Annotated in this window: 15 protein-coding genes and 1 tRNA gene; 3 read left to right on the plus strand and 13 right to left on the minus strand. The window is 73.7% G+C overall.

Annotated features, from left to right (window positions below):
* Positions 1-46 precede the first annotated feature (46 nt).
* Positions 47-2,242 carry an ATP-dependent DNA helicase UvrD2 gene (locus AB0B40_RS07105; RefSeq protein WP_345056657.1) on the minus strand — a complete coding sequence of 732 codons (2,196 nt, stop codon included), beginning with the start codon at positions 2,240-2,242 and terminating at the stop codon, positions 47-49.
* 216 nt (positions 2,243-2,458) lie between these two features.
* Here AB0B40_RS07105 and AB0B40_RS07110 point away from each other — a divergent pair, with 216 nt between their 5' ends.
* Positions 2,459-2,716, plus strand: coding sequence for a mycoredoxin (locus AB0B40_RS07110; protein ID WP_362263393.1), 258 nt, complete (start codon positions 2,459-2,461; stop codon positions 2,714-2,716).
* A gap of 50 nt (positions 2,717-2,766) precedes the next feature.
* Here AB0B40_RS07110 and AB0B40_RS07115 read toward each other — a convergent pair.
* The 6 genes from AB0B40_RS07115 to AB0B40_RS07140 form a co-directional block, all read right to left on the minus strand.
* A tRNA-Trp gene (locus AB0B40_RS07115) sits at positions 2,767-2,841 on the minus strand.
* Positions 2,842-2,960: 119 nt separating this feature from the next.
* A complete protein-coding gene (gene nudC / locus AB0B40_RS07120; RefSeq protein WP_345056661.1) occupies positions 2,961-3,905 on the minus strand; it encodes an NAD(+) diphosphatase in 945 nt (314 codons plus the stop codon).
* A 154-nt stretch (positions 3,906-4,059) separates the two neighbouring features.
* Positions 4,060-5,463 carry a dipeptidase gene (locus AB0B40_RS07125; RefSeq protein WP_362263396.1) on the minus strand — a complete coding sequence of 468 codons (1,404 nt, stop codon included), beginning with the start codon at positions 5,461-5,463 and terminating at the stop codon, positions 4,060-4,062.
* 53 nt (positions 5,464-5,516) lie between these two features.
* Complete coding sequence (locus AB0B40_RS07130; protein ID WP_362263399.1) at positions 5,517-9,122, minus strand: ATP-dependent DNA helicase; 3,606 nt, start codon at positions 9,120-9,122, stop codon at positions 5,517-5,519.
* A 93-nt stretch (positions 9,123-9,215) separates the two neighbouring features.
* A complete protein-coding gene (locus AB0B40_RS07135; RefSeq protein WP_362263401.1) occupies positions 9,216-12,848 on the minus strand; it encodes a UvrD-helicase domain-containing protein in 3,633 nt (1,210 codons plus the stop codon).
* A 353-nt stretch (positions 12,849-13,201) separates the two neighbouring features.
* Positions 13,202-13,588 (minus strand): MGMT family protein, encoded by a 387-nt coding sequence (locus AB0B40_RS07140; RefSeq protein ID WP_345056669.1) that lies wholly within the window; start codon positions 13,586-13,588, stop codon positions 13,202-13,204.
* Positions 13,589-13,773: 185 nt separating this feature from the next.
* Between AB0B40_RS07140 and AB0B40_RS07145 the strand changes: the two genes are divergently transcribed.
* Positions 13,774-16,641 (plus strand): lysylphosphatidylglycerol synthase domain-containing protein, encoded by a 2,868-nt coding sequence (locus tag AB0B40_RS07145; protein WP_345056671.1) that lies wholly within the window; start codon positions 13,774-13,776, stop codon positions 16,639-16,641.
* A gap of 77 nt (positions 16,642-16,718) precedes the next feature.
* Positions 16,719-18,260: an alpha/beta hydrolase gene (locus tag AB0B40_RS07150; RefSeq protein WP_345056673.1), complete on the plus strand. Its 1,542-nt coding sequence runs from the start codon at positions 16,719-16,721 to the stop codon at positions 18,258-18,260.
* Between the two features lie 39 nt (positions 18,261-18,299).
* Here AB0B40_RS07150 and AB0B40_RS07155 read toward each other — a convergent pair whose 3' ends face one another.
* The 6 genes from AB0B40_RS07155 to AB0B40_RS07180 all read right to left on the minus strand — a co-directional run bounded on the left by AB0B40_RS07155 (position 18,300) and on the right by AB0B40_RS07180 (position 25,040).
* On the minus strand, positions 18,300-18,473 hold the full coding sequence (locus AB0B40_RS07155) for a hypothetical protein (protein WP_345056675.1): 174 nt from the start codon (positions 18,471-18,473) through the stop codon (positions 18,300-18,302).
* Positions 18,474-18,606: 133 nt separating this feature from the next.
* On the minus strand, positions 18,607-19,785 hold the full coding sequence (gene moeZ, locus AB0B40_RS07160; protein WP_345056677.1) for an adenylyltransferase/sulfurtransferase MoeZ: 1,179 nt from the start codon (positions 19,783-19,785) through the stop codon (positions 18,607-18,609).
* Between the two features lie 63 nt (positions 19,786-19,848).
* On the minus strand, positions 19,849-20,598 hold the full coding sequence (locus AB0B40_RS07165; RefSeq protein ID WP_345056679.1) for a spherulation-specific family 4 protein: 750 nt from the start codon (positions 20,596-20,598) through the stop codon (positions 19,849-19,851).
* Positions 20,586-21,542 carry an NAD-dependent epimerase/dehydratase gene (locus AB0B40_RS07170; RefSeq protein WP_345056681.1) on the minus strand — a complete coding sequence of 319 codons (957 nt, stop codon included), beginning with the start codon at positions 21,540-21,542 and terminating at the stop codon, positions 20,586-20,588. Before AB0B40_RS07170 ends, AB0B40_RS07165 begins: the two co-directional genes overlap by 13 nt.
* A 160-nt stretch (positions 21,543-21,702) precedes the next feature.
* Positions 21,703-23,106 carry a hypothetical protein gene (locus AB0B40_RS07175; RefSeq protein ID WP_345056683.1) on the minus strand — a complete coding sequence of 468 codons (1,404 nt, stop codon included), beginning with the start codon at positions 23,104-23,106 and terminating at the stop codon, positions 21,703-21,705.
* 242 nt (positions 23,107-23,348) lie between these two features.
* The gene (locus tag AB0B40_RS07180; protein WP_345056685.1) at positions 23,349-25,040 is read right to left on the minus strand and encodes a DUF3492 domain-containing protein; all 1,692 of its coding nucleotides are present in this window, start codon (positions 25,038-25,040) and stop codon (positions 23,349-23,351) included.
* Between the last annotated feature and the right edge of the window lie 105 nt (positions 25,041-25,145).

Genomic DNA, 25,145 nt, shown 5'->3' on the forward strand with positions numbered 1-25,145 from the left:
GGGGATTGCCGGGGCATGCGCAAACTATTTTCGCGACGAGTTCGGATCAGTCGCCCCCGTCACCCTCCACACGCTCCTGACCTGCACAGATGGCCAGAACGTCGGCTCCGTAGCTGCGCAGCTTGCGGCTGAGGACGCCGGGGATGCGGGCGAGCTCGGCGGAACTCTCCGGGCAGGTCTCGGCGATGGCCATCAGGGTCCGGTCGGTGAAGACGCAGAAGTCCGGCTGGCCGCTGCGCTCGGCCTGGGCCGCCCGCCACTCCCGGAGCCGCTCGTAGAGTCCCTCGTCCATGTCCGAGGGGCAGTCCGCGCAGCGCATCAGCTTCATCTCGCCCGCGTCGTTCAGCGTGCGACCGCAGACCCGGCAACGGGCCGGGGTGCGCTGGGCGCGCCGGGGAACGGCGGCGGGGCTCGCGGTGAACCCGCGCTCGACGCCTCCGCCCGCGGCGGAGCCGGTGTGGCCGACGGTGGGGGTGGTGCCGGGACGCAGGCCGTCCAGGAAGCGGCTCGGCCGGCGGTGCGGGCGCCCGCCGGGTGAACGGGACAGGGCCCAGGAGACATGGAGGCGCTGCCGGGCGCGGGTCACGCCGACGTAGAGCAGGCGGCGCTCCTCCTCGATCTGCTCGTCCGTCCGGGCGTAGGTGATGGGCAGCATGCCCTCGGCCACGCCCACCAGGAAGACGACGTCCCACTCCAGGCCCTTGGCGGCGTGCAGGGAGGCGAGGGTGACGCCCTGCACGGTCGGGGCGTGCTGGGCGTTCGCCCGCTCGTCCAGTTCCGCCACGAAGTCGGCGAGGGTGACTCCCGGCCGGACGGCGGCGAGGTCGTGGGCGAGGCCGACGAGGGCGGCCAGGGACTCCCAACGCTCTCGGACGGCGCCGGAGCCGGCCGGGGGCTGGCTGGTCCAGCCCTCGCCGGACAGGACGGCGCGCACCTGTGAGGGCAGGTCCACCACGTCGTCCAGGAGGGAGTCGTTGCCGCCGAAGCGGGCCGCGCCGCGCAGGGCGATGCCGGCCTTGCGGATCTCCGGCCGGTCGAAGAAGCGCTCGGCTCCGCGCAGCTGGTAGGGCACCCCGGCGTCGGCGAGTGCCTGCTCGTAGGTCTCGGACTGGGAGTTCGTGCGGAACAGCACGGCGATCTCGGCGGCCGGGACGCCCGCGTCGATCAGCTCGCGGATGCGCCGGGCGGCGCCCTCGGCCTCGGCGGGCTCGTCGGTGTACTCGATGTAGACGGGCTCGGGGCCCGGGGCGCGCTGGGAGACGAGTTCCAGCCGGTGGTCGGCGGCGCGGCCCCGGGCCTGGGCGAGCAGTCCGTTGGCGAGGCGGACCACCTGGGGGGTCGAGCGGTAGTCCCGGACCAGCTTCACGACCGTGGCACCGGGGTGCCGGGCACGGAAGTCGAGCAGATGGTCGGGCGTTGCACCCGTGAACGAATAGATGGTCTGGCTGGCGTCACCGACGACGCACAGGTCGTCCCGGTCGCCGAGCCACAGGTCCAGCAGCCGCTGCTGGAGGGGGCTGACGTCCTGGTACTCGTCCACGACGAAGTGCTGGTACTGCGCGCGGACCTGCTCGGCGATGTCGTGCCGGTCCTGCAGGACGGCGACCGTCAGCAGCAGGACGTCCTCGAAATCGATGACCGCGCGGTCACGCTTGAGGTCCTCGTAGGCCGCGTAGAGATGGGCGATCTCGGCCGGATCGCGGGGGGCCTCACGGCCGGCCTTCGCAGCCGCGTACGGGTAGTCGGCGGGGACGGTCTGGGTGACCTTGGACCATTCGATCTCGGCGGTCACGTCCCGCAGCTCGTTGCGGTCGAGGCGGGTGCCGAGAGCGGCGGCGGCGTCGGCGACGAGCTGGATCTTGCGGTCGACGATCCGGGGGAGGGAGCCGCCGATCGCTTTCGGCCAGAAGTACTGGAGCTGGCGCAGAGCGGCGGAGTGGAAGGTGCGGGCCTGGACGCCCTGGGCGCCCAGCTGGCGCAGCCGGCCGCGCATCTCCCCGGCAGCGCGGTTGGTGAAGGTGACGGCGAGCACGCTGGACGGCTGCAGGATGCCGGCGCGGACGCCGTAGGCGATGCGGTGGGTGATCGCACGGGTCTTGCCCGTGCCCGCTCCCGCCAGCACGCACACCGGGCCGTGCAGGGCGGTGGCCACCTCGCGCTGCTCGGGGTCGAGCCCTTCGAGCACCGCGTCGGCCGTCTCCGGTGCCTGCGGGAAAAGGGTGGAGTGCGTTGCTGCTGTCACACCGCCATGCTGCCAGGTCGCCCGGGACGGCTGTGCCGGTTGTCCACAGGCAGGGGCTCGCACTCGTATGAATGCGGTGGGTGCCACGGGTGAATGCGGTGGGCGTCACAGCTGGAAGGGGGCCGGGCGGGTGACTTCCGACCGGGAATGACGGGCCGGTCGCCTACGTTCTCTCCCTGGACGACTTATCCGAGCGGCCTGAGGAGAGCGAGACAGATGCAGGGCACTGTGACGATGTACAGCACCACGTGGTGCGGCTACTGCCGGCGGCTGAAGAGCCAGCTGGACCGGGAGGGCATCGCGTACAGCGAGATCAACATCGAGCAGGACCCCGAGTCCGCGGCTTTCGTGGAGAAGGCGAACGGCGGGAACCAGACGGTCCCGACGGTTCGGGTCGTTCCCGGCGACGGCGGTACGGAGGTCGTCATGACGAACCCGAGCCTCGCCCAGGTGAAGCAGGCTCTCGCGGTCTGAGGCCGCCCGGTCCGGCCTGCTCGTACGCGGCGGGCCAGGACACGGGAGGGCGGAACCGGCCGGATTCGAACCGGCGTCCTCGCGGTTTTGGAGACCGCGCGCGACGACCTCTGCGCTACGGCTCCGCCCGGCCGACATCGTAGTCGGGTGCACGGGGGTTCTCCCCGGAAAAACGGTCCGGTCCCCCGGTGACCGGACCGGCAGGGCGGCCCCTTCCTCGCGGAAGGGGCCGCCCTGTCGTGTCTCAGACGAAGCCGCGGGTCGGCAGGGGCTTGCCGTACCACATCTCGATCAGGCGGGCCGCGATGGAGATGCCGTAGGGCGGGAGCACCTCACCGGATTCGAAGGCCTGGTGGAGCTCTTCGCGGGAGAACCAGCGGGCCTCGTGGATCTCGTCGCCGTCGACGTCGATCTCGGTGGACGTGGCACGGGCCATGAAGCCGAGCATCAGGCTGGACGGGAAGGGCCAGGGCTGGCTGGCGACGTACTCGACCGGTCCTACGGCGACGCCGACCTCCTCGGACACCTCGCGGCGCACCGCCTGCTCGATGGACTCGCCGGGCTCGACGAACCCGGCGAGGGTGGAGAAGCGGCCTTCGGGCCAGTGCACCTGGCGGCCGAGCAGGATGCGGTCCTCCTCGTCCGTGACCGCCATGATCACGGCCGGGTCGGTGCGCGGGTAGTGCTCGGCGCCGCAGGCCTGGCAGCGACGGATGTGACCGGCCGCGGCGATCACCGTGCGCTCGCCGCAGCGGGAGCAGAAGCGATGGGTGCGCTGCCAGTTCTCCAGGCCGACGGCGTGCACCATGAGCCCGGCGTCACGCGGCGACAGCAGCAGGCCGGCCTCCCGCAGCCCGGCCGGACGCGCCGACTGGTCGATACGGCCGGGCAGCGAGTCCTTCTGGAGGGCGAAGTAGCTGACGCCTTCCTCATCGGTGCCGAGGAAGTAGCGGTGCGCCTCGGTGAGGGGGGCCTCGAAGGACGGCGTCATGACGAGTTCGGTCCGGCCGTCCGGGGTCTCGTCGACGAGGACCTGGCCGCCGGAGACCACGAAGCAGCGGGTCGTGGGGTGGCTCCATGCCGCCGCCAGCCAGGCCTCGTCCAGCCGGTGGTGGGCGGCGCGGTCGATGCCGCTCGGGGCGGTCAGCGAGATGGGTCGGTCGGCTGTGTGGTCGGTCCAGGTGGTCACGGGTGCTTCCAACTCCCCCAGTACAGCGGTTCTTTCGGCGGGCGGTTCGGCGGGACACAGGGCGGGAGGGCACCGGGTCGGGCACGGGCGGGGCGGGCGGGCGGTCCTTCCAGTGTGCCCCGCGCGCGGTGCCCTTCCGTTCGGCACCGGCCGGTCAGGATGCGGGACGCCAGTTCCGGGCCAGGTCAGCCCACAGGTAGGCGCTGGTCTCGACCCCCTTGAGGAGGAGGTCGAGCTCGACCTTCTCGTCGGGAGCGTGCCAGCCGTCGGACGGCACGGAGATACCCAGGAAGAGCACAGGGGCACCGAGGACTTCCTGGAGGTCGGCGGCGGGGCCGGAGCCGCCCTCGCGGGTGAAGCGGACCGGCTCCTGGAAGGCGCGGCTCATGGCGCGGACCACGGACCGCAGCGCGGGATGGTCGAGCGGCGTCAGACACGGGCGCGTGGCAGGGCCGAAGTCGATCTCGTGGCGGATCCCGGCGGGCACCTGCTCGGCGGCCCAGGCGCGCACGGCCTTCTCGAGGTGGTCGGGGTCCTGGCCGGCGACGAGCCGGAAGGAGAGCTTCACCATGGCCGCGGACGGGATGACCGTCTTGCTGCCCGGGCCCTGGTAGCCGCCGCCGATGCCGTTGACCTCGGCGGTCGGCCGGGCCCAGATGCGCTCCAGGGTCGAGTACCCGGCCTCACCGTGGAGGGCGGTGGACTTGGCGGTGTGCAGCCAGCGTTCCTCGTCGAAGGGCAGTTCGGCGAAGAGCTCGCGTTCGCGGTCGGTCAGCTCCACGACGCCGTCGTAGAAGCCGGGGACCGCCACGCGCGCGTGCTCGTCGTGCAGGGCCGCGACGAGGCGGGCGGCGGCGGTGGCCGGGTTGGGCACGGCGCCGCCGAAGGAGCCGGAGTGGATGTCCTGCTCGGGGCCGTGGAGCCGGATCTCGCACTCGGCCAGGCCGCGCATGCCGGTGCACACGGTCGGGGTGTCCTCGGACCACATGCCGGTGTCGGAGACGATCACGGCATCGGCGGCGAGCCGTCCGGCCCGCTCCTCGACCAGGGCCCGGAAGTGCGGGGAGCCGGACTCCTCCTCGCCCTCGATCAGCAGCTTGAGGTTGACGGCCGGCGCGGTGCGGCCGGTGACGGCGAGATGGGCGCGGACGCCGAGTGTGTGGAAGAACACCTGGCCCTTGTCGTCGGCCGCCCCGCGCGCGTAGAGGCGGTTACCGCGGACGACCGGCTCGAAGGGGTCGCTGTTCCAGCCGTCCTCGCGGGCGGCGGGCTGCACGTCGTGGTGGCCGTAGACCAGGACCGTGGGCGCCTCCGGGTCGCCCGAGGGCCACTCGGCGAAGACGGCGGGGGCTCCCGGGGTCTGCCAGACCTCGGCCGTCGGGAAGCCGGTCTCCTGAAGCTTGGCGGCGAGCCAGTCGGCGCTGCGCCGTACGTCGGGCGCGTGGTCGGGCTGGGCCGACACGGAGGGGATGCGCAGCCATGCGGCGAGGTCGTCGAGGAAGGCGGCGCGATGCTGCTCGATGTACGTACGGACGGCGCTGTCCGGGGTCTGGCTCATGCTCCCGAGCCTATCCGCCCGCACCGGCATCCCCGGAGGGCGGTTCGTCACACTCAGCCCGCCTCCGGTGACCGCTGCGTCCCGCCCGTGAGCAGGCGCTCCAGCGCGGCCCGGCCGGGCAGGCCGGTGGGCCGTACGACCTCGCCGCTGCGCACGTACAGGAAGGCGGCCGTGACCGACTCGGGCGGGACGCCCTGCTGCTCGGCCCAGGCCAGCCGGTAGACGGCGAGCTGGAGCGGGTCGGCGGTGCGGGTGCGGCCGGTCTTCCAGTCGACGATCTCGTACGTCGCCGCGTCGCCGTCACCGTGCCGGTAGACGGCGTCGATGCGGCCCCGGACGACGCGGCCGGCGAGGGTGAGCTGGAAGGGCGTCTCGACCCGGTACGGCGTGCGCCGGGCGTACTCGGTGCGTTCGAACGCCTCCTTCAGGGCTTCCAGGTCCCGTTCGTCGGCGATCTCGGCGTCGCTGCCGGGCAGCTCGTCCGGTTCCAGCAGGGGCAGCGTCAGCGTCTCGAAGCGGCTTTCGACCCAGGCGTGGAACCGGGTACCCCGGCGCGCGGCCGGTTGCGGGGGGCGCGGCATGGGGCGCGCGAGCTCCTGTGCGAGCCCGTCCGGGTCCTCGGCCAGACGCAGCAGCTGGGACGCGGTGAGCGTGGCGGGCAGGGGGACGTCGGTGACGGTCTGCCGGGCGCGCAGCAGCTCTCCGGTGAGCGCGTCCAGGTCGCGGTCCCAGGACGCGATGGCCCGCGCCTCCTCGGGAGTGAGGGCGGCGGGGGCCGACGGTTCGGCGGCCCGGGGGCGGGCCGACGGGGCCTGGTGGGGGACGGTGGGCCGCTCGGCGCTCCAGGCGTCCCAGCCGGCGGGACCGTCCGGGTCGGGGGCGGGGGCAGTGGCGGGGACGGCCGGGGCATCCGGGGACGCCTGAGCCCCCGGGGACACCTCCTCGGGGAAGCCCTGAGGGGGCTCCTCGTCGTACGGTCCCGCGTGGGGCACCTCGCCGTACGGCCCCCCGTAGGGATCCTCCTCGTACGGCTCGTCGTAGTCGTACGGCTCGTCGCCGAGGGGATCGTCGTCCGGCGGCGCGGGCCAGTCCGGGTGGTCGTCGCCGGCGGGGTCGTGCAGGGCCGGGCCGGGGCCGTCGGGACGGGTGGCGAGTGCGTCCAGGTGGGCGAGGACGGTCTCGGCGGCGGCGCGGCGGCGGGCCAGGGCGGCGGCGTCCAGCGGGAGCGGCCACACCTGGTCGGCGGTGGCCTCGTGCAGGGCGGGCTTCTCCGCGTCCTCGGCCGGCTCCTGCGCCCATGCCTCGATCTCGCCGTGTCCGGCGGCGCAGTGGTCGTACAGCTCCCGGAGGAAGTCGGAGGGGCCGCGCGGCTTCTTCTGGCTGGGTCCCCACCAGTGGCCGGAACCGAGCAGCAGCGAGCGGGGGCGGGTGAAGGTGACGTAGCCGAGGCGGAGCTCCTCGGTGTGCTGGTGGTCCTTCATGGCCTCGTGGAAGGCCTTCATGCCGCGCGAGTCCCAGCCGTCGACGTCGGGCAGGGTGTCGGTGTCGCCGCGCAGGGCGTGCGGCACCACCCTGGCCTGCGCGGTCCACTTCTCACGGCCCTGGGCGCTGGGAAAGGTGCCGGTCACGAGGCCGGGAACGGCCACGACGTCCCACTCCAGGCCCTTGGACTTGTGCGCGGTGAGCACCTTCACGGTGTTCTCCCCGCCGGGCAGGGCGTTGTCGAGCCCCTTCTCGTACTGGGCGGCGGTGCGCAGGAAGCCGAGGAAGGCCAGCAGGGTCGCCTCGCCGTCGCTCGCGGCGAACGACGCGGCGATGTCCAGGAAGTTGGACAGGGTCTCGCGGCGGCGGGCGGCGAGCGCGTTCGGCGAGGCCGACAGCTCCACCTCCAGGCCGGTGACGGCGAGGACCCGGTGCAGGACGTCCATGAGCGGGTCGGACAGGGAGCGGCGCAGGTCGCGCAGCTCGGCGGCGAGCCGGGCGAAGCGCACGCGCGCGTCCGGGGAGAACGGCAGCCCGTCGTCGGCGCCTTCCTCGTAGCCCCCGTCCGTCCGCGTCTCCAGGAACGTGTCCAGGGCGTCGGCGAGTGATGTCACCTCGGCCGGGTCGACCCCCTCCACCGCCGCGGCGAGCCGGCGGTCGGGGTCGTCGGTGCCGTCCGCGCGCGCGTGGGCGACCAGCAGGCGCGCGCGGCGGCCCAGCAGGGCGAGGTCGCGGGGGCCGATGCGCCAGCGCGGTCCGGTCAGCAGACGCACCAGGGCGGCGTTGGCACCGGGGTCCTGGAGGACCTCGCAGACGGCGACGAGGTCGGCGATCTCGGGCAGGTGCAGCAGCCCGGAGAGGCCGACCACCTCGACGGGGATGTCACGGGCGACCAGGGCGCCCTGGATCTCGGCGAAGTCGGTCGCGGTCCGGCACAGTACGGCGATCTCGCCGGGCGGCGTACCGGTGCGCACGAGGTGGGCGAGGGAGTCGGCGATCCAGTCGATCTCCTCGGCGTGGGTGGGCAGCAGCGCGCAGCGGACCATGCCGTCGTGCTCGGCGCCGGGGGCCGGGCGGAGGGCCTCCACGCCCGCGTGCATGGCGCGCAGGGGCGCGGCGAGACCGTTGGCGAGGTCGAGCAGGCGCCCGCCGCTGCGGCGGTTCTCGCTGAGCGCCTGCCGGGTGGCGGGCCGGCCGTCGGAGCGGGCGAAGTGGTCGGGGAAGTCGTCCAGGTTGGCGACGGAGGCGCCGCGCCAGCCGTAGATGGCCTGGCACGGGTCGCCGACGGCGGTCACCGGGTGGCCGGTGCCGCCGCCGAACAGACCCGCGAGCAGCACGCGCTGGGCCACCGAGGTGTCCTGGTACTCGTCCAGGAGCACCACGCGGAACTCCTCGCGCAGCAGGCGGCCCACATCGGGAATGCCGGCGAGCCGGGCCGACAACGCGATCTGGTCGCCGAAGTCGAGCAGATCGCGCTCGCGCTTGGCGGCCCGGTAGCGCCGGACGAGGTCGGCCAGTTCCCGGCGGGCCGCGGCCGTCTCCGGGATCTTGCGCAGGTCGGCGTTGGTGAGCTTCGCGCTCTCCAGGGTGCGCAGCAGGCCGGCGTCCCAGGCGCGCAGCTGCTCGGGGTCGACGAGGTGTTCGGAGAGCTCGGAGTCGAGGGCGAGCAGATCGCTGACGAGGTCGGCGAAGGAGCGGGTCAGCGCGGGGTAGGGGCCGGGCGCCTCGCGCAGCACGCGTGCGGCGAGCTGGTAGCGGGTGGCGTCGGCCAGCAGGCGTGAGGTGGGCTCCAGGCCGAGGCGCAGGCCGTGGTCGGTCAGCAGGCGGCCGGCGAAGGCGTGGTACGTCGAGATGACGGGCTCGCCCGGCGGGTTGTCCGGGTCGATGACGTCCGGGTCGGTGACACCGGCCTTGATCAGCGCCTTGCGGACGCGTTCGGCCAGTTCACCGGCGGCCTTGTTGGTGAAGGTCAGGCCGAGGACCTGTTCGGGGGCGACCTGTCCGGTGCCGACCAGCCAGACCACGCGGGCCGCCATCACGGTGGTCTTGCCCGACCCGGCACCGGCCACGATCACCTGCGGTGCGGGCGGCGCGGTGATGCAGGCCGTCTGCTCCGGGGTGAACGGGATGCCGAGGAGCTCCTTGAGCTGCTCGGGGTCGGTGATACGGGCGGACATGTCGAAAGAGGCTAGCGGCGGGGACTGACAGTCGGGGTCACAGTGCCGGGCAGAAACCAAAGACGCGCAGGTCAGCGCAGGTGGTGCCGTACGTCACTCCACCACCTGCCGGCCCTCCGGGCGCGCGCTGCAGGAGGCACGGAACGCGCAGTGCGTGCAGTGCTGGCCGGTGGTGGGCGTGAACCGCTCGTCGAGGACCTTTCCGGCAGCGGTGGCCAGCAGTTCGCCGGCCCATTCCCCGGTCGGCGGCTCCTGGGTCTGCACCTTGGGCAGGCTGTCGCCCCCGTCGCGCTTGGCGGCACCCTGTCTGAGGTGGACCAGTTCGGCGCCGCCCGGTTCGGGGCGTACGCCGTCGAAGGCCGTGTCGACGGCGCCCTCGCGGACGGCGAGCTGGTAGACGGCGAGCTGCGGGTGGCGTTCCACCTCGCGGGCGGTGGGCGCCTGCTTGCCGGTCTTGAAGTCGACCACGTAGGCCCGGCCCGCGGCGTCCGTCTCCACGCGGTCCATCTGGCCGCGGATGCGGACCTGGTAGTCGCCCGCTTCGAGGGTGACGTCGAAGTCCTGCTCGCTCGCCACCGGGGTGCGGCCGGCCTGGGCCAGCACGTGCCAGTTCAGGAAGCGTTCGAGCGCCACGCGCGCGTTGTCCTTCTCCTGCTGCGACTTCCAGGGGGCGTCGAAGGCGAGCGCGTTCCACACGGAATCCAGTCGCTCCATGAGGACGTCCAGGTCGGCCGGGGTACGACCGGAGGCGACCTCGTCGGCGAGGACGTGCACGACGTTGCCGAAGCCCTGCGCGGTGGTGGCGGGGGCGTCGGCCTTCACCTCGCGGCCCAGGAACCACTGCAGCGCGCAGGTGTTGGCGAGCTGGTCGAGGGCACTGCCGGAGAGCACCACGGGCTGGTCGCGGTGGCGCAGCGGCACCTTGCTCTCGGTCGGCTCGAACATCCCCCACCAGCGGTAGGGGTGCGCGGACGGCACCAGCGGGCGGCCGTCGTCGTCGGCGAGGGCGGCGAGCCGGGCGAGCCGGCGGGCGGCGGCCTCGCGCAGGACGGCCGACGCGCGCGGGTCGACCGTGGTGGCGCGCAGTTCGGCGACGAGCGCGGGGACGGACAGCGGGCGGCGGGGGCGTCCGGTGACGTCCCTGGGCTCGACACCCAGCTCGGTCAGGAACCGGGACGGCTGGTCGCCGTCGTCGGCGGGTGCCTTCACCGCGGTGACGACGAGGCGGTCACGCGCGCGTGTGGCGGCGACGTAGAACAGGCGGCGCTCCTCGGCGAGCAGCGCGCCCGGGGTCAGCGGTTCGGCGAGTCCGTCACGGCCGATGCGGTCGGCCTCCAGCAGTGAGCCGCGGCGCCGCAGGTCGGGCCACAGGCCCTCCTGGACGCCGGCGACGACGACCAGCCGCCACTCCAGGCCCTTGGAGCGGTGCGCGGTCATCACACGGACGGCGTCGGGGCGTACCGCGCGGCGCGTGAGCGTGTCGGCGGCTATGTCCTCGGCCTCGGTCTCCTCCAGGAAGTTCAGGGCGCCGCGGCCCCCGGTGCGCTCCTCCGCGCGCGCGGCGGTGGCGAACAGCGCGCACACGGCGTCCAGGTCCCGGTCTGCGTTGCGGCCCGCCGCGCCGCCGCGCCGGGCGGCCCGCTCCAGACGCGCGGGCCACGGCGTGCCCTCCCAGAGGTCCCACAGCGCCTCCTCGGCCGTACCGCCGCCCGCGAGGCGCTCGCGGGCCTTGCGCAGCAGCGCGCCGAGTCGCTGGGCCCCGCGCGCGTAGGCCGGGTCGTGCACGGCCAGGCGCTCGGGCTCGGCGAGGGCCCGCGCGAGCAGCTCGTCGGACGGGGGCGGCAGGGGGTTGCCGGCGGCCCGCTCCTCCTCGCGCAGGGCGCGCCCGAGGCGGCGCAGGTCGGCGGGGTCCATGCCGGCGAGCGGGGAGGCGAGCAGGGTGAGGGCGGTGTCGGTGTCGAGCCAGGACCCGTCCAGGGTCCACTCCGAGGTCCCCGCCGAGCCGGACGCCGCGCCCTCCACCACCGAGCCGGCCGACCCCCCGTCAGAGGTCGTCTCGTGGTCGGACACCGTGCCCTCCACCACAGACCCGGCCGGCCCGTCCGAGACCCCCGCCGAGCCGGACGCCGCGCCCTCCACCACCGAGCCGACCGCACCGTCCGAGGTCGCCTCCTGGGCGGACGCCCTGCCCTCCACCACAGACCCGGCCAGCCCCTCCGAGGTCCCCTCCGAGCCGGACACCGTGCCCCCCGCCACAGACCCGGCCGGCCCGTCCGAGACCCCCGCCGAGCCGGACACCGTGCCCCCCGCCACGGACCCGGCCGGGCCGTCCGACGTCGCCGTCGAGCCGGCCGGGGCGTCCAGCGCTCGTGCCGGGGCGGACGTCGCGCCCTCTCCCACGGATGCGGCGGGCTCCGCCTCGTGGCGTCGCGCCTCCGCCGTGGCCACCGCGCGCAGGGCCGTGAGCAGCGGTGCCACCGCAGGCTCGTGCCGCAGCGGCAGGTCGTCGCCGTCGATGTCCACGGGCACGCCGGCCGCGGTGAGGGCCCGGCGGAGGGTCGGCAGGGTGGAGCCGGCGCGTACCAGGACGGCCATGTCGCTCCAGCGGACGCCGTCCTCCAGGTGGGCGCGGCGCAGGATGTCCGCGATGTTGTCCAGTTCCGCACCGGGTGTCGGGTACGTGTGGACCTCGACCCGGCCGCCGTCCCGGACGGGGGCCGGCTCCCGGTGGGCGCGGACCTTGTCGGCGGGCAGCCGGGTCAGCGGCATGCGCTGGGTGATCAGGCGGGTCGCGGCCAGCAGGGCGGCGCCGGAGCGGCGGGAGGTGCGCAGCACCTCGACCGGTGCGGGGCGGCCGTCCGCGCGCGGGAAGGCGGCCGGGAAGTCGAGGATGCCGTTGACGTCGGCGCCCCGGAAGGCGTAGATCGACTGGTCGGGGTCGCCGAAGGCGACGAGGGTGCGCCCCTGGCCTGCCAGGGCCCGCAGGAGCCGGACCTGGGCGGGGTCGGTGTCCTGGTACTCGTCGACGTACACGGCGTCGTACTGGGCCGCGAGCCGTGCGGCGGTCTCCGGGCGGCGGGCCAGCAGCACCGCGCGATGCACGAGTTCCGCGTAGTCGATCACGCCCTGGAGGTCGAGGGTGTCGAGGTACTCGGCGAGGAAGGCGGCCGCGGCCTGCCAGTCGGGGCGGCCGATGCGGCGCGCGAAGGCGTCCAGGGCTTCCGCGCCGAGGCCCAGCTCGCGGGTGCGGGCGAGGACGGCACGGACCTCGTCGGCGAAGCCGCGCGTGGTCAGACAGGCGCGCAGTTCGTCCGGCCAGCGCACGTGGGTCAGCCCGAGCCGCTCCAGCTCGGGCTGGCCGGCGAGCAGCTCGCGGACGGCGACGTCCTGCTCGGGGCCGGAGAGCAGGCGCAGCGGTTCGGTGAACCGGGCGTTGTCCTGGTGGGCCCGGACCAGGGCGTAGCAGTATGAGTGGAACGTGGTCGCCCTGGGCGCGTGGGCCGCGCCCATGCGCAGGGCCATCCGGTCGCGCAGGTCTACGGCGGCCTTGCGGCTGAAGGTCAGCACCAGGATCCGCGCGGGATCGCCACCCCGGCCTGTCCGCGCGGCCACCGACTCGACCAGAGTGGTGGTCTTGCCGGTGCCGGGGCCGGCGAGGACGAGCAGCGGTCCGGTGCGGTGGTCAACCACGGCGCGCTGCGCCGCGTCCAAGCGAGGGGGATCCACGACGGCCGGTGGGGTACGGACAAGTCGGTAAGCGCCACGGCTCCCCTGCCGCACCGAGGGGTACGGCAGGCGCCTGGTGGAGGAAGAGGAGCTCACGTGATCGGCCGGTCCTGGTGGTTGTGCTGGTGGGCAGGCGGTCACGCGTGCGAGGAGGTGACCGCGGGGTGAGGGGGACACGCGCTGCCGACGCTACGCCGCCACTCCGGGCGGAAGCAGAGCTTCCGGTTCTTCCCTCGCGGCGCTCGGGCCTCGCGCGTCCCTCCCCCCACGAACGTACGGCATGCCACGGACGTCCCCCATGTCCCCCGAAAGGACCACGGGCACGCCCTGGCGTCATTCGATGGCGGAAGCTGTCAGGTGTGACCTCCCGCGTCCGAGCCGCCGTCCCATCGGGCCCGTCGCATGTCGAGCCGCGGCAGATGCCCCTCCGTGCTCGCGCCCGCCTGCTTCAGCGGGGTGCCCTCCGCGCGGTAGTGCGCGAGCGCGCGCAGTTCGTGCCCGGGCAGCAGCACCCCGTCGGCGCGGACGACGCGCCACCACGGGACGGCGCCGCCGTACAGGGCCATCGCCCGGCCCACCTGGCGGGGCCCTCCCTCCTCCAGCCACTCGGCGACATCGCCGTAGGTCATGACCCGGCCCGCCGGAATCCGCTCGGCGACCTCGAGGACCCGCTCGGCGTACTCCGGCAGCGCGTCCGCATACGCCTCGCGGGCGTCCTCGGGAGGGATCTGCTCGCTCATTCGTCCCATCCTGCCGCACCTCGCCGGCATCCCGGCGGGTGCGCGGGCAACGGTCCTCTCGCCCTCGGGCGGTCCTTCGGGCAGACTGTGCGCCCGCGCATCCGCACCCTGATGACCGCGTGTGCCGGTGGGGCATGCCACCATCGTGCGGGCGGTGACTGGTGATACGAGACCAAGAAGAGACCATGAACGAGCCGGGCGTGCACCCCGAAGGAGCGGCGGGCACTCCTGACGCCTCCGCACGCCCGGACAGCGCCGGAGCGCACCGGGAAGACGCCGGTCCCCGCAAGGACGACTCCCCCCGCGCGCGGGGGGATGACGCCGAAGCCGACGAAGCCCCTGTCACGCGCGCGCGTGACGACGGCGCGGATGCCACCGAGGGGGCGCCCGACTCGGGGAACGCGCCCTCGGCTCCCGGGCCGGGAGACGATGACGGCCCCTGCGGCGGGCGGGACGAAGACCCCCACGCCGAGCGAGTGGAGGGCGACGAACCGCTGCTCCCCGCGCGCGTGCACCGGCCCTCCGACCTCATGCGGCTCCTGGCGGGACTGCTCGGCATCGTGGTGCTGCTCGCGATCGCCGCGTTCGCGCACGGCACCACCTCGGGCCTCGAGCAGGACATCAACAAGGGCACCGGACAGGCCCCGGACCTGCTGATCAAGATCGCGGGGCTGGCGTCCAGCATCGCGATCCTGCTGGTGCCGGTGGCCTTCGCGATCGAACGGCTGATCAAACGGGACGGCCTTCGCATCGCCGACGGCGTCCTCGCGGCCGTCCTGGCCCATGGAGTGACGCTCGCCACCGATCTGTGGGTCGCCCGGGCCGCCCCCGGCTCCATCCAGGAGGCGCTCACCCAGCCCTCACCGGGCGACATCCACGCCCTGACCGACCCGGTGCACGGCTATCTGGCGCCCGTGATCGCCTACATGTCGGCCGTCGGCATGTCGCGCAGACCCCGATGGCGCGCGGTGCTGTGGATCGTGCTGCTGCTCGACGCGTTCTCGATGCTGGTCACCGGCTACACGACGCCTTTCTCGATCATCCTGACGGTGCTGATCGGCTGGACCATCGCCTACGGCACCCTCTACGCGGTCGGCTCCCCGAACGTGCGCCCGACCGGCCAGAACCTGATGGCGGGCCTCAGGCACGTCGGCTTCCACCCGGTCAACGCGGCCCGGGAGGAGGTCACGGAGTCGGAGAACGGCGACCGGGGCCGGCGCTACTTCGTCACCCTGGAGGACGGCCCGCCGCTGGACGTCACGGTCGTCGACCGGGAACAGCAGGCGCAGGGCTTCTTCTACCGCGCGTGGCGCAATCTGACCCTGCGCGGCTTCGCCACCCGCTCCAGCCTTCAGTCACTGCGCCAGGCGCTGGAGCAGGAGGCGCTGCTGGCGTACGCGGCGATCGCGGCGGGCGCCGACGCGCCCAAACTGATCGCCACCGCCGAACTCGGCCCCGACGCGGTCATGCTCGTCTACGAGCACACCGGCGGACGCACCCTGGACTCCCTGGCCGACGACGAGATCACCGACGAGGTGCTGCGCAACACCTGGCACCAGGTGCAGGCGTTGCAGTCCCGGCGCATCGCCCACCGCAGGCTGGCGGGGGACGCGATCCTGGTGGATCGTTCCGGCAGGGTGATCCTCACCGAGCTGCGCGGCGGCGAGATCGCTGCCGGTGAGCTGCTGCTGCGCATGGACGTCGCCCAGCTGGTCACCACGCTCGGCCTGCGGGTCGGTGCCGAGCGTGCCGTCGCCTCGGCGGTCGGGGTGCTCGGCCCGGACGCGGTCGCCGGCTGTCTGCCGATGCTCCAGCCCATCGCGCTGACGCGCTCCACGCGCGCGACGCTGCGCCGGCTGGCCCGGGAGCGGGCCGAGCGGGAACGCGACGCGGTACTCGAAGCCTCCCGGCAGGCCAAGCTGACCCGTGAGGAGGCGTCCGAGACGGCCGCGCCCGTGCTGGAGAAGCCGGACAAGAAGACGGTCCGCGCCGAGCAGCGCGCGGAGAAGCGGGCCATCGACGAGGCTCTGGACGAGGCGCGCGAGGAGGATCTGCTCACCCAGATCCGGCACCAGGTGCTGCGGATCAGGCCCCAGGCGCCCGTCGAACCGGCCCGGCTGGAGCGGATCCGGCCGCGCACGCTCATCAGCTTCATCGCCGGTGCGATCGGCGCGTACTTCCTGCTGACACAGCTGACCCACATCGAGTTCGGCACGCTGTTCGCGCGGGCCCAGTGGGGCTGGGTGATCGCGGCGGTCCTGTTCTCCGCGCTCAGTTACGTCGCCGCGGCGATGGCCCTGCTGGGGTTCGTGCCGGAGCGGGTGCCGTTCGTGCGGACCGTGGCGGCGCAGGTCGCCGGGTCGTTCGTGAAGATCGTGGCGCCGGCCGCGGTCGGCGGTGTGGCCCTCAACACGCGCTTCCTGCAGCGGGCGGGCGTGCGCCCGGGGCTCGCGGTGGCGAGCGTCGGCGCGTCGCAGCTGTTCGGGCTCGGCTGCCACATCCTGATGCTGCTGTCCTTCGGCTATCTGACCGGCACCGAGAAGACGCCGTCGCTGTCGCCGTCCCGCACGATCATCACCAGCCTGCTGACCGTGGCCGTCCTCGTGCTCGTCGTCACCTCGGTGCCGTTCCTGCGCAAATTCGTCGTCACGCGCGTGAGGTCGCTGTTCGCCGGTGTCGTGCCGCGCATGCTCGACGTGCTCCAAAGGCCCCAGAAGCTCGTCACCGGTATCGGCGGCATGCTCCTGCTGACCGCCTGCTTCGTGATGTGCCTGGACGCCTCCATCCGGGCCTTCGGCGACGGCACCGTGTCGCTGAGCATCGCCAGCGTCGCCGTGGTCTTCCTCGCCGGCAACGCGCTCGGCTCCGCGGCGCCCACCCCCGGCGGCGTGGGCGCGGTCGAGGCGACCCTCACCGTCGGTCTGATCGCCGTCGGCCTGCCCAAGGAGGTCGCCGCCCCGGCCGTGCTGCTGTTCCGGCTGCTGACCCTGTGGCTGCCCGTGCTGCCGGGCTGGCTGGCCTTCAACCACCTCACCCGCAAGGGAGCCCTCTGAGCGTCCTCGCCGGGTGAGGTACTCCGGACGGCCCGCGCCCCGCGCGGGCCCGTGTGCGCGCCCCCACCATGGGGAATATGGCGAACCCCTGCAGGCTGCGTGCCGCCGCGCTGACCACCACCGTGCTGCTCTTCGCTGTGCTGGCCGGATGCGGCGGCAGCGCCAAGGACGGGGATCTCACGGCGCAGGAACTCGACTGGCAGGACTGCCCGGCCCCGTCCGAGGCGGAGGGCGGCGGCAGCGCCCCGTCCCCGCTGCCGGGCGGCACCGCGTGGCAGTGCGCCACCATGAAGGCGCCGCTGGACTGGAGCAGACCCAAGGGCGACACGATCGGCATCGCCCTGATCCGCGCCCAGGCCGACGGCCCCGCGAACAGACGGATCGGCTCGCTGGTGTTCAACTTCGGTGGCCCCGGCGGCAGCGGCGTCACCACGCTGCCCGCGTTCGGCGCGGACTACACGACCCTGCGCACACGCTACGACCTGGTCAGCTTCGATCCTCGCGGGGTCGGCCGCAGCGCGCCGGTGCGGTGCGAGAGCAACTCCCAGCTGGATGAGTACTTCCAGCAGGACGCCACCCCGGACGACAAGGCCGAACTCGCCGAGTTCATCAACCGCACCAAGCAGTTCAACGCGGCCTGCGAGAAGAACTCCAAGAAGATCCTTCCGCATGTGCGCACCACGGACGCGGCCCGCGACATGGACCTCATGCGCCAGGTCCTCGGCGACGACAAGCTGCACTACTTCGGCATCTCCTACGGCACCGAACTCGGCGGCGTCTACGCCCACCTGTTCCCCAGGCACGTCGGCCGGGCCGTCCTCGACGCCGTCGTCGACCCCACCCAGAACCCCGAACAGGGCGCGCTCGGCCAGGCCGAGGGCTTCCAGCTCGCTCTCGACAACTTCGCCAAGGACTGCACCTCCCAGCCCAAGGAATGCCCGGTGGGCGACACCGAGCAGCAGGTGAAGGCGCGCATCGCGAAACTGCTGGCCGACCTGGACAAGAAGCCGATCCCCGGGATCTTCCCGCGCCGGCTGACCGAGACCGAGGCCACCAACGGCATCGCGCAGTCCCTGTACTCGAAGGACTTCTGGGAGTACCTCACGGAGGGGCTGGAGCAGGCGTACGACGGTGACGGCAAGGTCCTCATGCTGCTGTCGGACTCGCTGAACGGCCGGAGCGAGAACGGCGAGTACAGCAACCTCCTGGCCGCGAACACCGCCATCAGCTGCTCCGATGCCAAACCGCGGTACAGCCCGGACTACGTCCAGCGGAAACTGCCCGAGTTCCGTGCCGCTTCCCCGCTGTTCGGACCGTTCATGGCATGGGGCATGCTCAGCTGCACCGACTGGCCGGTGCCGGGCGCCGCCGACCATCCCGACGTCAGCGCGCCGGGTTCGGCGCCCATCCTCGTCGTGGGCAACACCGGCGACCCGGCCACCCCCTACGAGGGCGCGAAGAAGATGGTGGAGGCACTCGGCAGGGGCGTCGGCGTCGAGCTGACCTACAAGGGCCAGGGCCACGGCTCGTACGACAGCAAGAACAAGTGCGTGCAGAGCGCGGTGAACGGCTACCTGCTGGACGGGAAGGTGCCGAAGGCCGGCGTCGTCTGCTCCTGACCGACCTGTGACGCTCGGGCGAAACGGCAGGCCGCGGGGTCAGCGCTGGAAGGAGCCCCTGGCCCGTTCCTTCGCGCCCCGCATCCTGCCCCGGGCTTCGAGAGCGGCACCTTTCGCCGCGAGGGTCTCTTTGTGCACCGCGTGGGCCGCCTTCCGCACGGTCTTCCCGACGATCTGTTCGGCCTTTGCCTTGGCCCGTTCTCCGGCGCTCATATCGGTACCTCCCTGGGGTCTCACCGACCGTGTGCCCCTTGGGGGAAGGGCGGAAAACAACGGCAGAAGCCCACGGCATCCGAAAGGTCGCAGCCGTGGGCTTCGTCGTCCCGCTGGTGAGCGAGACCGGTGATCAGTAGACCGGCTTGTGCGGTTCGATCTGGTTGACCCAGCCGATCACGCCGCCGCCGACGTGGACCGCGTCGGCGAAGCCCGCCGACTTCAGGACCGCGAGGACTTCCGCACTGCGGACACCCGTCTTGCAATGCAGGACGATCTTCTTGTCCTGAGGGAGGCCCCCCAGGGCGGATCCCATGAGGAACTCGTTCTTCGGGATCAGCTTGGCGCCCGGGATGGAGACGATCTCGTACTCGTTCGGCTCGCGGACGTCGATGATCTCGATGTTCTCGCCGTCGTCGATCCACTCCTTGAGCTGCTTGGGAGTGATCGTGGAGTCGGCCGCCGCCGCCTGGGCCTCCTCGGACACGACGCCGCAGAAGGCCTCGTAGTCGATGAGCTCCGTGACGGTCGGGTTCTCGCCGCAGACCGCGCAGTCGGGGTCCTTGCGGACCTTGACCTGCCGGTACTGCATCTCCAGGGCGTCGTAGATCATCAGGCGGCCGACCAGCGGCTCACCGATGCCGGCGAGGAGCTTGATGGCCTCGTTGACCTGGATGGAGCCGATGGACGCGCACAGCACGCCCAGGACGCCGCCCTCGGCGCAGGAGGGCACCATGCCGGGGGGCGGGGGCTCCGGGTAGAGGCAGCGGTAGCAGGGGCCGTGCTCGGACCAGAAGACGGACGCCTGGCCGTCGAAGCGGTAGATCGAGCCCCACACGTACGGCTTGTTGAGCAGCACGCAGGCGTCGTTGACCAGGTAGCGGGTCGCGAAGTTGTCCGTGCCGTCGACGATCAGGTCGTACTGGCTGAAGATGTCCATCACATTGTCGGCTTCCAGCCGCTCCTCGTGAAGGATCACGTCCACGTACGGGTTGATGCCCTTGACGGTGTCACGTGCGGACTCCGCCTTGGAGCGGCCGACGTCGGCCTGACTGTGGATGATCTGGCGCTGCAGGTTCGACTCGTCGACCTCGTCGAACTCCACGATGCCGAGGGTGCCCACGCCCGCGGCGGCCAGGTACATCAGCGCCGGCGAGCCCAGGCCGCCGGCGCCCACACAGAGCACCTTGGCGTTCTTCAGCCGCTTCTGCCCGTCCATGCCCACGTCGGGGATGATCAGGTGGCGGGAGTACCTGCGGACCTCGTCTACGGTGAGCTCGGAAGCCGGCTCGACCAGGGGTGGCAGCGACACGGGGACTCCGTTGGTCGGTCAATCACTACAGTTGTTCTCCTCGTAACACTGCCACGCCCTTCTTCATTCCGAGACACCCGTTCCGACACGCGAGACGATTTCGTCCCAGTAGCCGGGCATCGTCTCCCAGGGGTCGATACGCCCGCCCCCGTCGGTGCGATCCGTGAAGTAGATCGTCGCCGCTCCCTGCCAGCGGGCTATCCGCAGCGCCTCGTCCAGATGGGCGCGCGGCACGCCGTGCACGAAGTGACAGAAGCGGTCCGGGGGGTATTCGGCGGTCCACTCGGCCACCTGCGACCAGCGGTAGTCGGACCAGGGGCCCGCGAAGGTCACCAGCTGGTCGGCGTTCTCGGCGTAGCCGGGGTGCGGGTGGCGGCCGTGGCCGAGGACGATGTGGGCGCTGTCGCTGATCGTCCGGAGGGTGGTGATCGCGCGGCGGACCTCGGTGAGCGCGGTGCGCTCGGTGGGGCAGCGGTCCAGCAGGAAGCCGTCCACGCGGTACCAGTCGAGATGGCGGTGGGCGTCGCAGAGCAGGTCGCCGAGGGCACGGGCCCCGTGGGTGAGGTCCAGGTGGCCGAGGACGCGGACGCCCGCCGCGCGCAGCCGGCCCGCGGCCTCCAGGCAGTGCGGGTCCGGGCGGCTGCCGGGGCCGGCGGCGACGTTGAGGACCACCCAGTCCAGCGGGGTGCCGGGGCGGGCGAGTTCGCCCCACTGGGCGGGGGCGACGAGCGGGTGGGCGTAGCCCGGGACACCGAGCCCGGTGCGGACCCCGGTACCGGTGGCGCCGGCGGTGGTGCTGGTCAGATGCGGCATGCCGCCTCCATCCAGATGTCGGCCAGGGACTCCTCGAGGTTGATGCGGGGCCGCCAGCCGAGCCGGTCGCGGGCGGTGCGCACGTCGGCCTGCTGCCAGCTGCCGCAGCCGTCCGGGTAGGGATACGCCATCGGGGCCACGTGCTCGGAGTCGCGGGGGTGCCCGATGGCGGCGCGCAGCGGCCCGGGCGGGGCGTCGAGTTCGTGGAGGGCACCGCCGTACCCGGCGACGCGCGCGAGGACGGCGGCGGCGTCTCTGAGGCGGACGGCGCGGCCGGAACCGATGTTGATCACGCCCTGCGCGGCGGAGAGCGAGGCGGCGTGCACGGCCCGCGCGACATCGCGTACGTCGATGAAGTCGCGCTGGACGCCGAGACCGCCGAGTTTGAGCTCGCCGTCGCCGGACTGCATGGCGCGGCGCATGGCCTCGGCGAGCCGGCCGAGCGGGGAGCCGGCCGGGGTGCCGGGACCGGCCGGCGAGAAGACGCGCAGGACGACGGCGTCCAGGCCGGAACCGAGGACCAGTTCGGTCGCGGCGAGCTTGCTGACGCCGTACGGGCCGCCGGGGCGCGGTACGGCGTCCTCGGCCGTGGAGGAGCCGGGCTGGCTCGGGCCGTACTCGGAACCGCAGCCGACCTGCACCAGGCGGGCACCACACCCACTGCGCCGCAGCGCCTCGCACACCGTGGCCACGGCGACGGTGTTGTGCCGGGTGAGTTCGCGCGCCCCGCCACGGGTGGCGCCGGCGCAGTTGACGACGACCCCGGGATGGACGGCGTCCAGGAAGCGGGTGAGCGCGCCCGGGCTGCCGGTGGCGAGGTCGAAGCGGACGTCGGCGTCGTCGCCGCGGCCGAGGGCGGTGAGCTGGACGGCCGGGTCGGCGAGCAGGCGGTCGGCGACGAAGCGGCCGATGAATCCGTTGGCTCCGATCAGCAGGACCCTCATCGTGCGGCTCCCGGGGTGTGCGCGCCGGTGGTACCGGCCGTGTCGACGGCTCCTGGGGCCGCTCCGGACGCTCCGGATCGGGAGGTGGTCATCTGGTGTTCTCCTTCAGAGGGGTGGTGCGGGTGCCTCCGGCGGTGGGTCGGACCGGTGGGCGGAAGGTTCACTCGGGTGCTCCCGCGGGGGCGTGGGCCGAGGCCCGGGCCAGGGTGCGACCGGCGTGCCACAGCAGGGCGAGGGCCGCGAGACCGCAGGCGAGGGCCGGTACGGCGGCTTCGCCCGCGGTGTCGACGAGGGTCTCGACGGGGATCGCGAGGAAGGCGCAGCCGGGCAGCCGGCCGGCCACCGGCAGTGCGAGGGCCACCGCCTCGGTGGCCGCCGCGGCGGCCAGCGCGAGGGCGGGGGCGTGCCGGTGCCGGTGCACGATGAGCAGGCGGGCGAGCAGGAGGAGCGCGCCCAGGGTGAGTGCCTGCGGACAGGCCGCCGGCTCGTGCAGGGCTGTGCCGCACAGTGCCAGCAGTGCGCCGAGGGCGCCCAGGAAGAGGGCGAACGCGCCGAGCAGCAACGGCCTGGCGGCGGCCGCGAACTCGTCCAGGCCCCGGCTGCCGGCGAGCCTGCGGCGGGCGCCGGCGGCGAGGAGGTGGGCGGAGCAGGCCGCGGGGGCGAAGGCCAGCAGGAGGGCGACGGCGGGCGCGGTGGCCGTGGGCCAGGGGCCGTCCGCGGCGCCGGTGGGCGGGGCGTCGGGTCCGCCCGCCAGGACGGCGCGGAGCAGGCCGTCACCGGCCAGGGCGTAGCCGAGCAGGAAGAGCGTCCACGCGCGTGTGCCGGCCGTGGTGCGCCACGCGCGCGGGGCGGGCGGACCGGCCAGCGGGCCCTGGCGCAGGGCCGCGCGTACGGCGAGGGCGACGGCGAGGAGGCCGCCGAGGGCCACCAGCGGACGGGCGTGTCCGTGGGTGAGGCGCAGTCCGGTCACCGTGGCCGCGCCGAGCACACCGGGCAGGAGGGTGAGCAGGACCCAGCCGACGCGGACGTGAGGCACCGGCAGGGGGTGGGGCGCCGGGCGCGGCTCGGCGTCACGCGGCACGCGCGCGTACAGCTCCTCGGCGAGCGAGAAGACGTCACGGTGCCGGAAGCGGGCGGCGGTGCGGTCGGTGACGCCGTGCGCCTCCAGCCCCGCGGCGATCTCCAGCGGGTCCACGGCCCGCTCACACAGCTCACGGTGCCGGTGCAGCAGGGCTTTCACGGGGTCGACGGACCTCCGGCGGGCACCCGGGGCGGGTTCGGCGCGTTCCCGGTCAAGGGTTACGCCCGGCCTCGCCTCCTTCCCGCCGCGCGGCCCGGCCGGGGTGTGGTCGTCCCGGGCGGCCTCGCCGGTGGTGGCGGGGGCGCTCGCGGAGCTGAGGGCGGCCCGGCGGGGGCGGCCGGCCGGGCCGTGCACGGGGCCCGGCCGCACGGAGGGTGCCGTGCCGAAGCCCGTCCCGGGAGACGCTCCGCCCGCGGAGGTGTTCGGATCGTCCGCCAGCCACTCCCCCGACCGCGCGTCCCACGGAGCGGCGGTGCTGGGCATCCCCGGCCGGTCCGCCCCGGTGGGCTCTGCCCGGCCCGGGCTTGCGTCCGCGAGGCACCCCGGGTTCCCCGCCGCTCCGGCACCCGGCTCGCCGGCCGTACCGGCACCCGGTTCGCCCACCGCCCCGGCACCCGGTTCGCCCACCGCCCCGGCACCCGGCTCGTACCGCGCACCCCGTTCCCGGGGCGCACCCACCAGGCCGGAACCCGCCCCGCTGCCGGGAGTCCGGCTGTCCAGGCCGCTCATCGTGCCCCCTCGGCGGTCGCGAGCGGGGTCGCGCGGACCGGTGCCGTCGTGGCCCAGGCGGGCACGCCGCGGGGCAGGGCGCGTGCCGTGGGACCGGTCCAGCGGCCGGGGACGCGGGACTCGGCCGGTGCGGCGAAGGGCAAGGGCTCGCCGAATTCGTCCAGGAGGACCCGGCGGACCGGACAGTGCGAGACGATCTCCAGGTAAATGCCGTGAAATGCCGCGACGTTCTGCTCGACGGTGAACAGTTCGAGCGCGCGGGCGCGTGCGGCGGCGCCGAGGCGCTCACGGCGCTCGGGATCGCGCAGCAGCGCCACGCACGCCTCGGCGAGCGCCCGGGGATTGCGCGGGGATACGACCAGACCCGTGCCGCCGATGACCTCCACGACCGCGCCCGCGTCGGTGGACACGGTGGCCCGGCCGCAGAACATGGCCTCGACCAGGCTGATGGGGAAGCCCTCCACGACGCTGGAGAGGACGACGACGGCGCCGGCGGCGTACGCGTCGGCCAGTGTCGGGGTCTCCGGAGCGCCGATCTCCTCGAAGGAGACGGGGTTGTCGCCGACGGCGTACGCGCCCTCCGCCTCGTCCGGGAAGAGCTGTGCGGCCAGTGCCCGGCAGTGGGCGAGGTAGGCCGCGCCCTCGGCACCGGCGGGGGCGCCCACGATCCGCAGGCGGGCCTTGGGCTCCTCCTTGCGGACGTCGGCGAAGGCGTGCAGCAGGGACACCAGGTCCTTGGCGGGTTCGACGCGCCCGACCCAGACCAGGGTGTCCGGCTCCGCCCGGTCCGGGGACTCGCCGGTCTCCGTGAAGCGGCCGGCCTCCATGCCGGGGTACACCGTGCGGATGCGGGCGCGGTCGGCCCCGCACCGTTCCTGCCAGCGGCGGGCGTGCGCGTTGCCCGGGGTGAGGATCTCGGCCGCGCGGTAGACCTCGGCGGCGAGCCGGCCGTGGAAGGCGCCGAGCAGGGCGCGTACGGCGGGGGTGGCGGCGTCGGGGCCGAGGGTCAGGTAGTGCGAGCGGAGCTGCACTCCGTACTCGGTGACGAGCAGCGGTACTCCGCAGAAGTGCCGGGCGAGCAGCCCGCAGAGGGCGGCGGGGCCGCCCGCGGTGGCGTGGCAGAGGTCGACCGCGCCGAGGGTGTCGTCGTCGTACCAGTCGAGGGACAGGGGGCGCAGGGCGCGTTCGAGGTGCGCGGCGACGGTGAGCAGATCGGGCACGCGCGCGTCGCGCGCCGTGCGCAGCGCGCTGGGGGCTCGGCAGGCGCGCTCCAGGGCACGTACGGCGGCGTCGGAGCGCAGGGCGCCGACGAGTCCGCCCTCCTCACGGGCGAGTTCGGCGAGCCTGTACAGCGCGCTGCCGAAACGGTCCGCCAGATGGCCGGACGCTCCCGCGGCCCCGGCGCACACCGCCGCCACCAGCTCCCCGTAGCACTCGGCGAACCGCCGGCGTGCGCGCCGCCCGTGGACGGCCCCGCCGTCCGCGGCCGTCCACAGCGGTGCCGTACGCACCCGGCGGACCTGCGGTGGGAGCGGAACGCAGCCGTCGGCCTCCTGCTGCCGGCTGCGGCTGAGCGCGTAGACGTCGAACTCGTGCTGCTCGAGCCCGCGCACGAGCCGGTCGCACCAGAGCCCGGCGTCACCGCTCACATACGGGTAACCACTCTCGGTCAGCAGTCCTATGCGCACGTGTGCACCCCCGTTCTCCCGTCTGGGGAGCCGCCGTTGTCCCGGCGGCTCGCGGCGGGATGAACGTAAGGGGACAAGGCGGTGGTGCGACGGACGGTTGTCCTT

The organism is Streptomyces sp. NPDC042638, assembly GCF_040647235.1.
GTDB classification, from domain to species: domain Bacteria; phylum Actinomycetota; class Actinomycetes; order Streptomycetales; family Streptomycetaceae; genus Streptomyces; species Streptomyces rameus.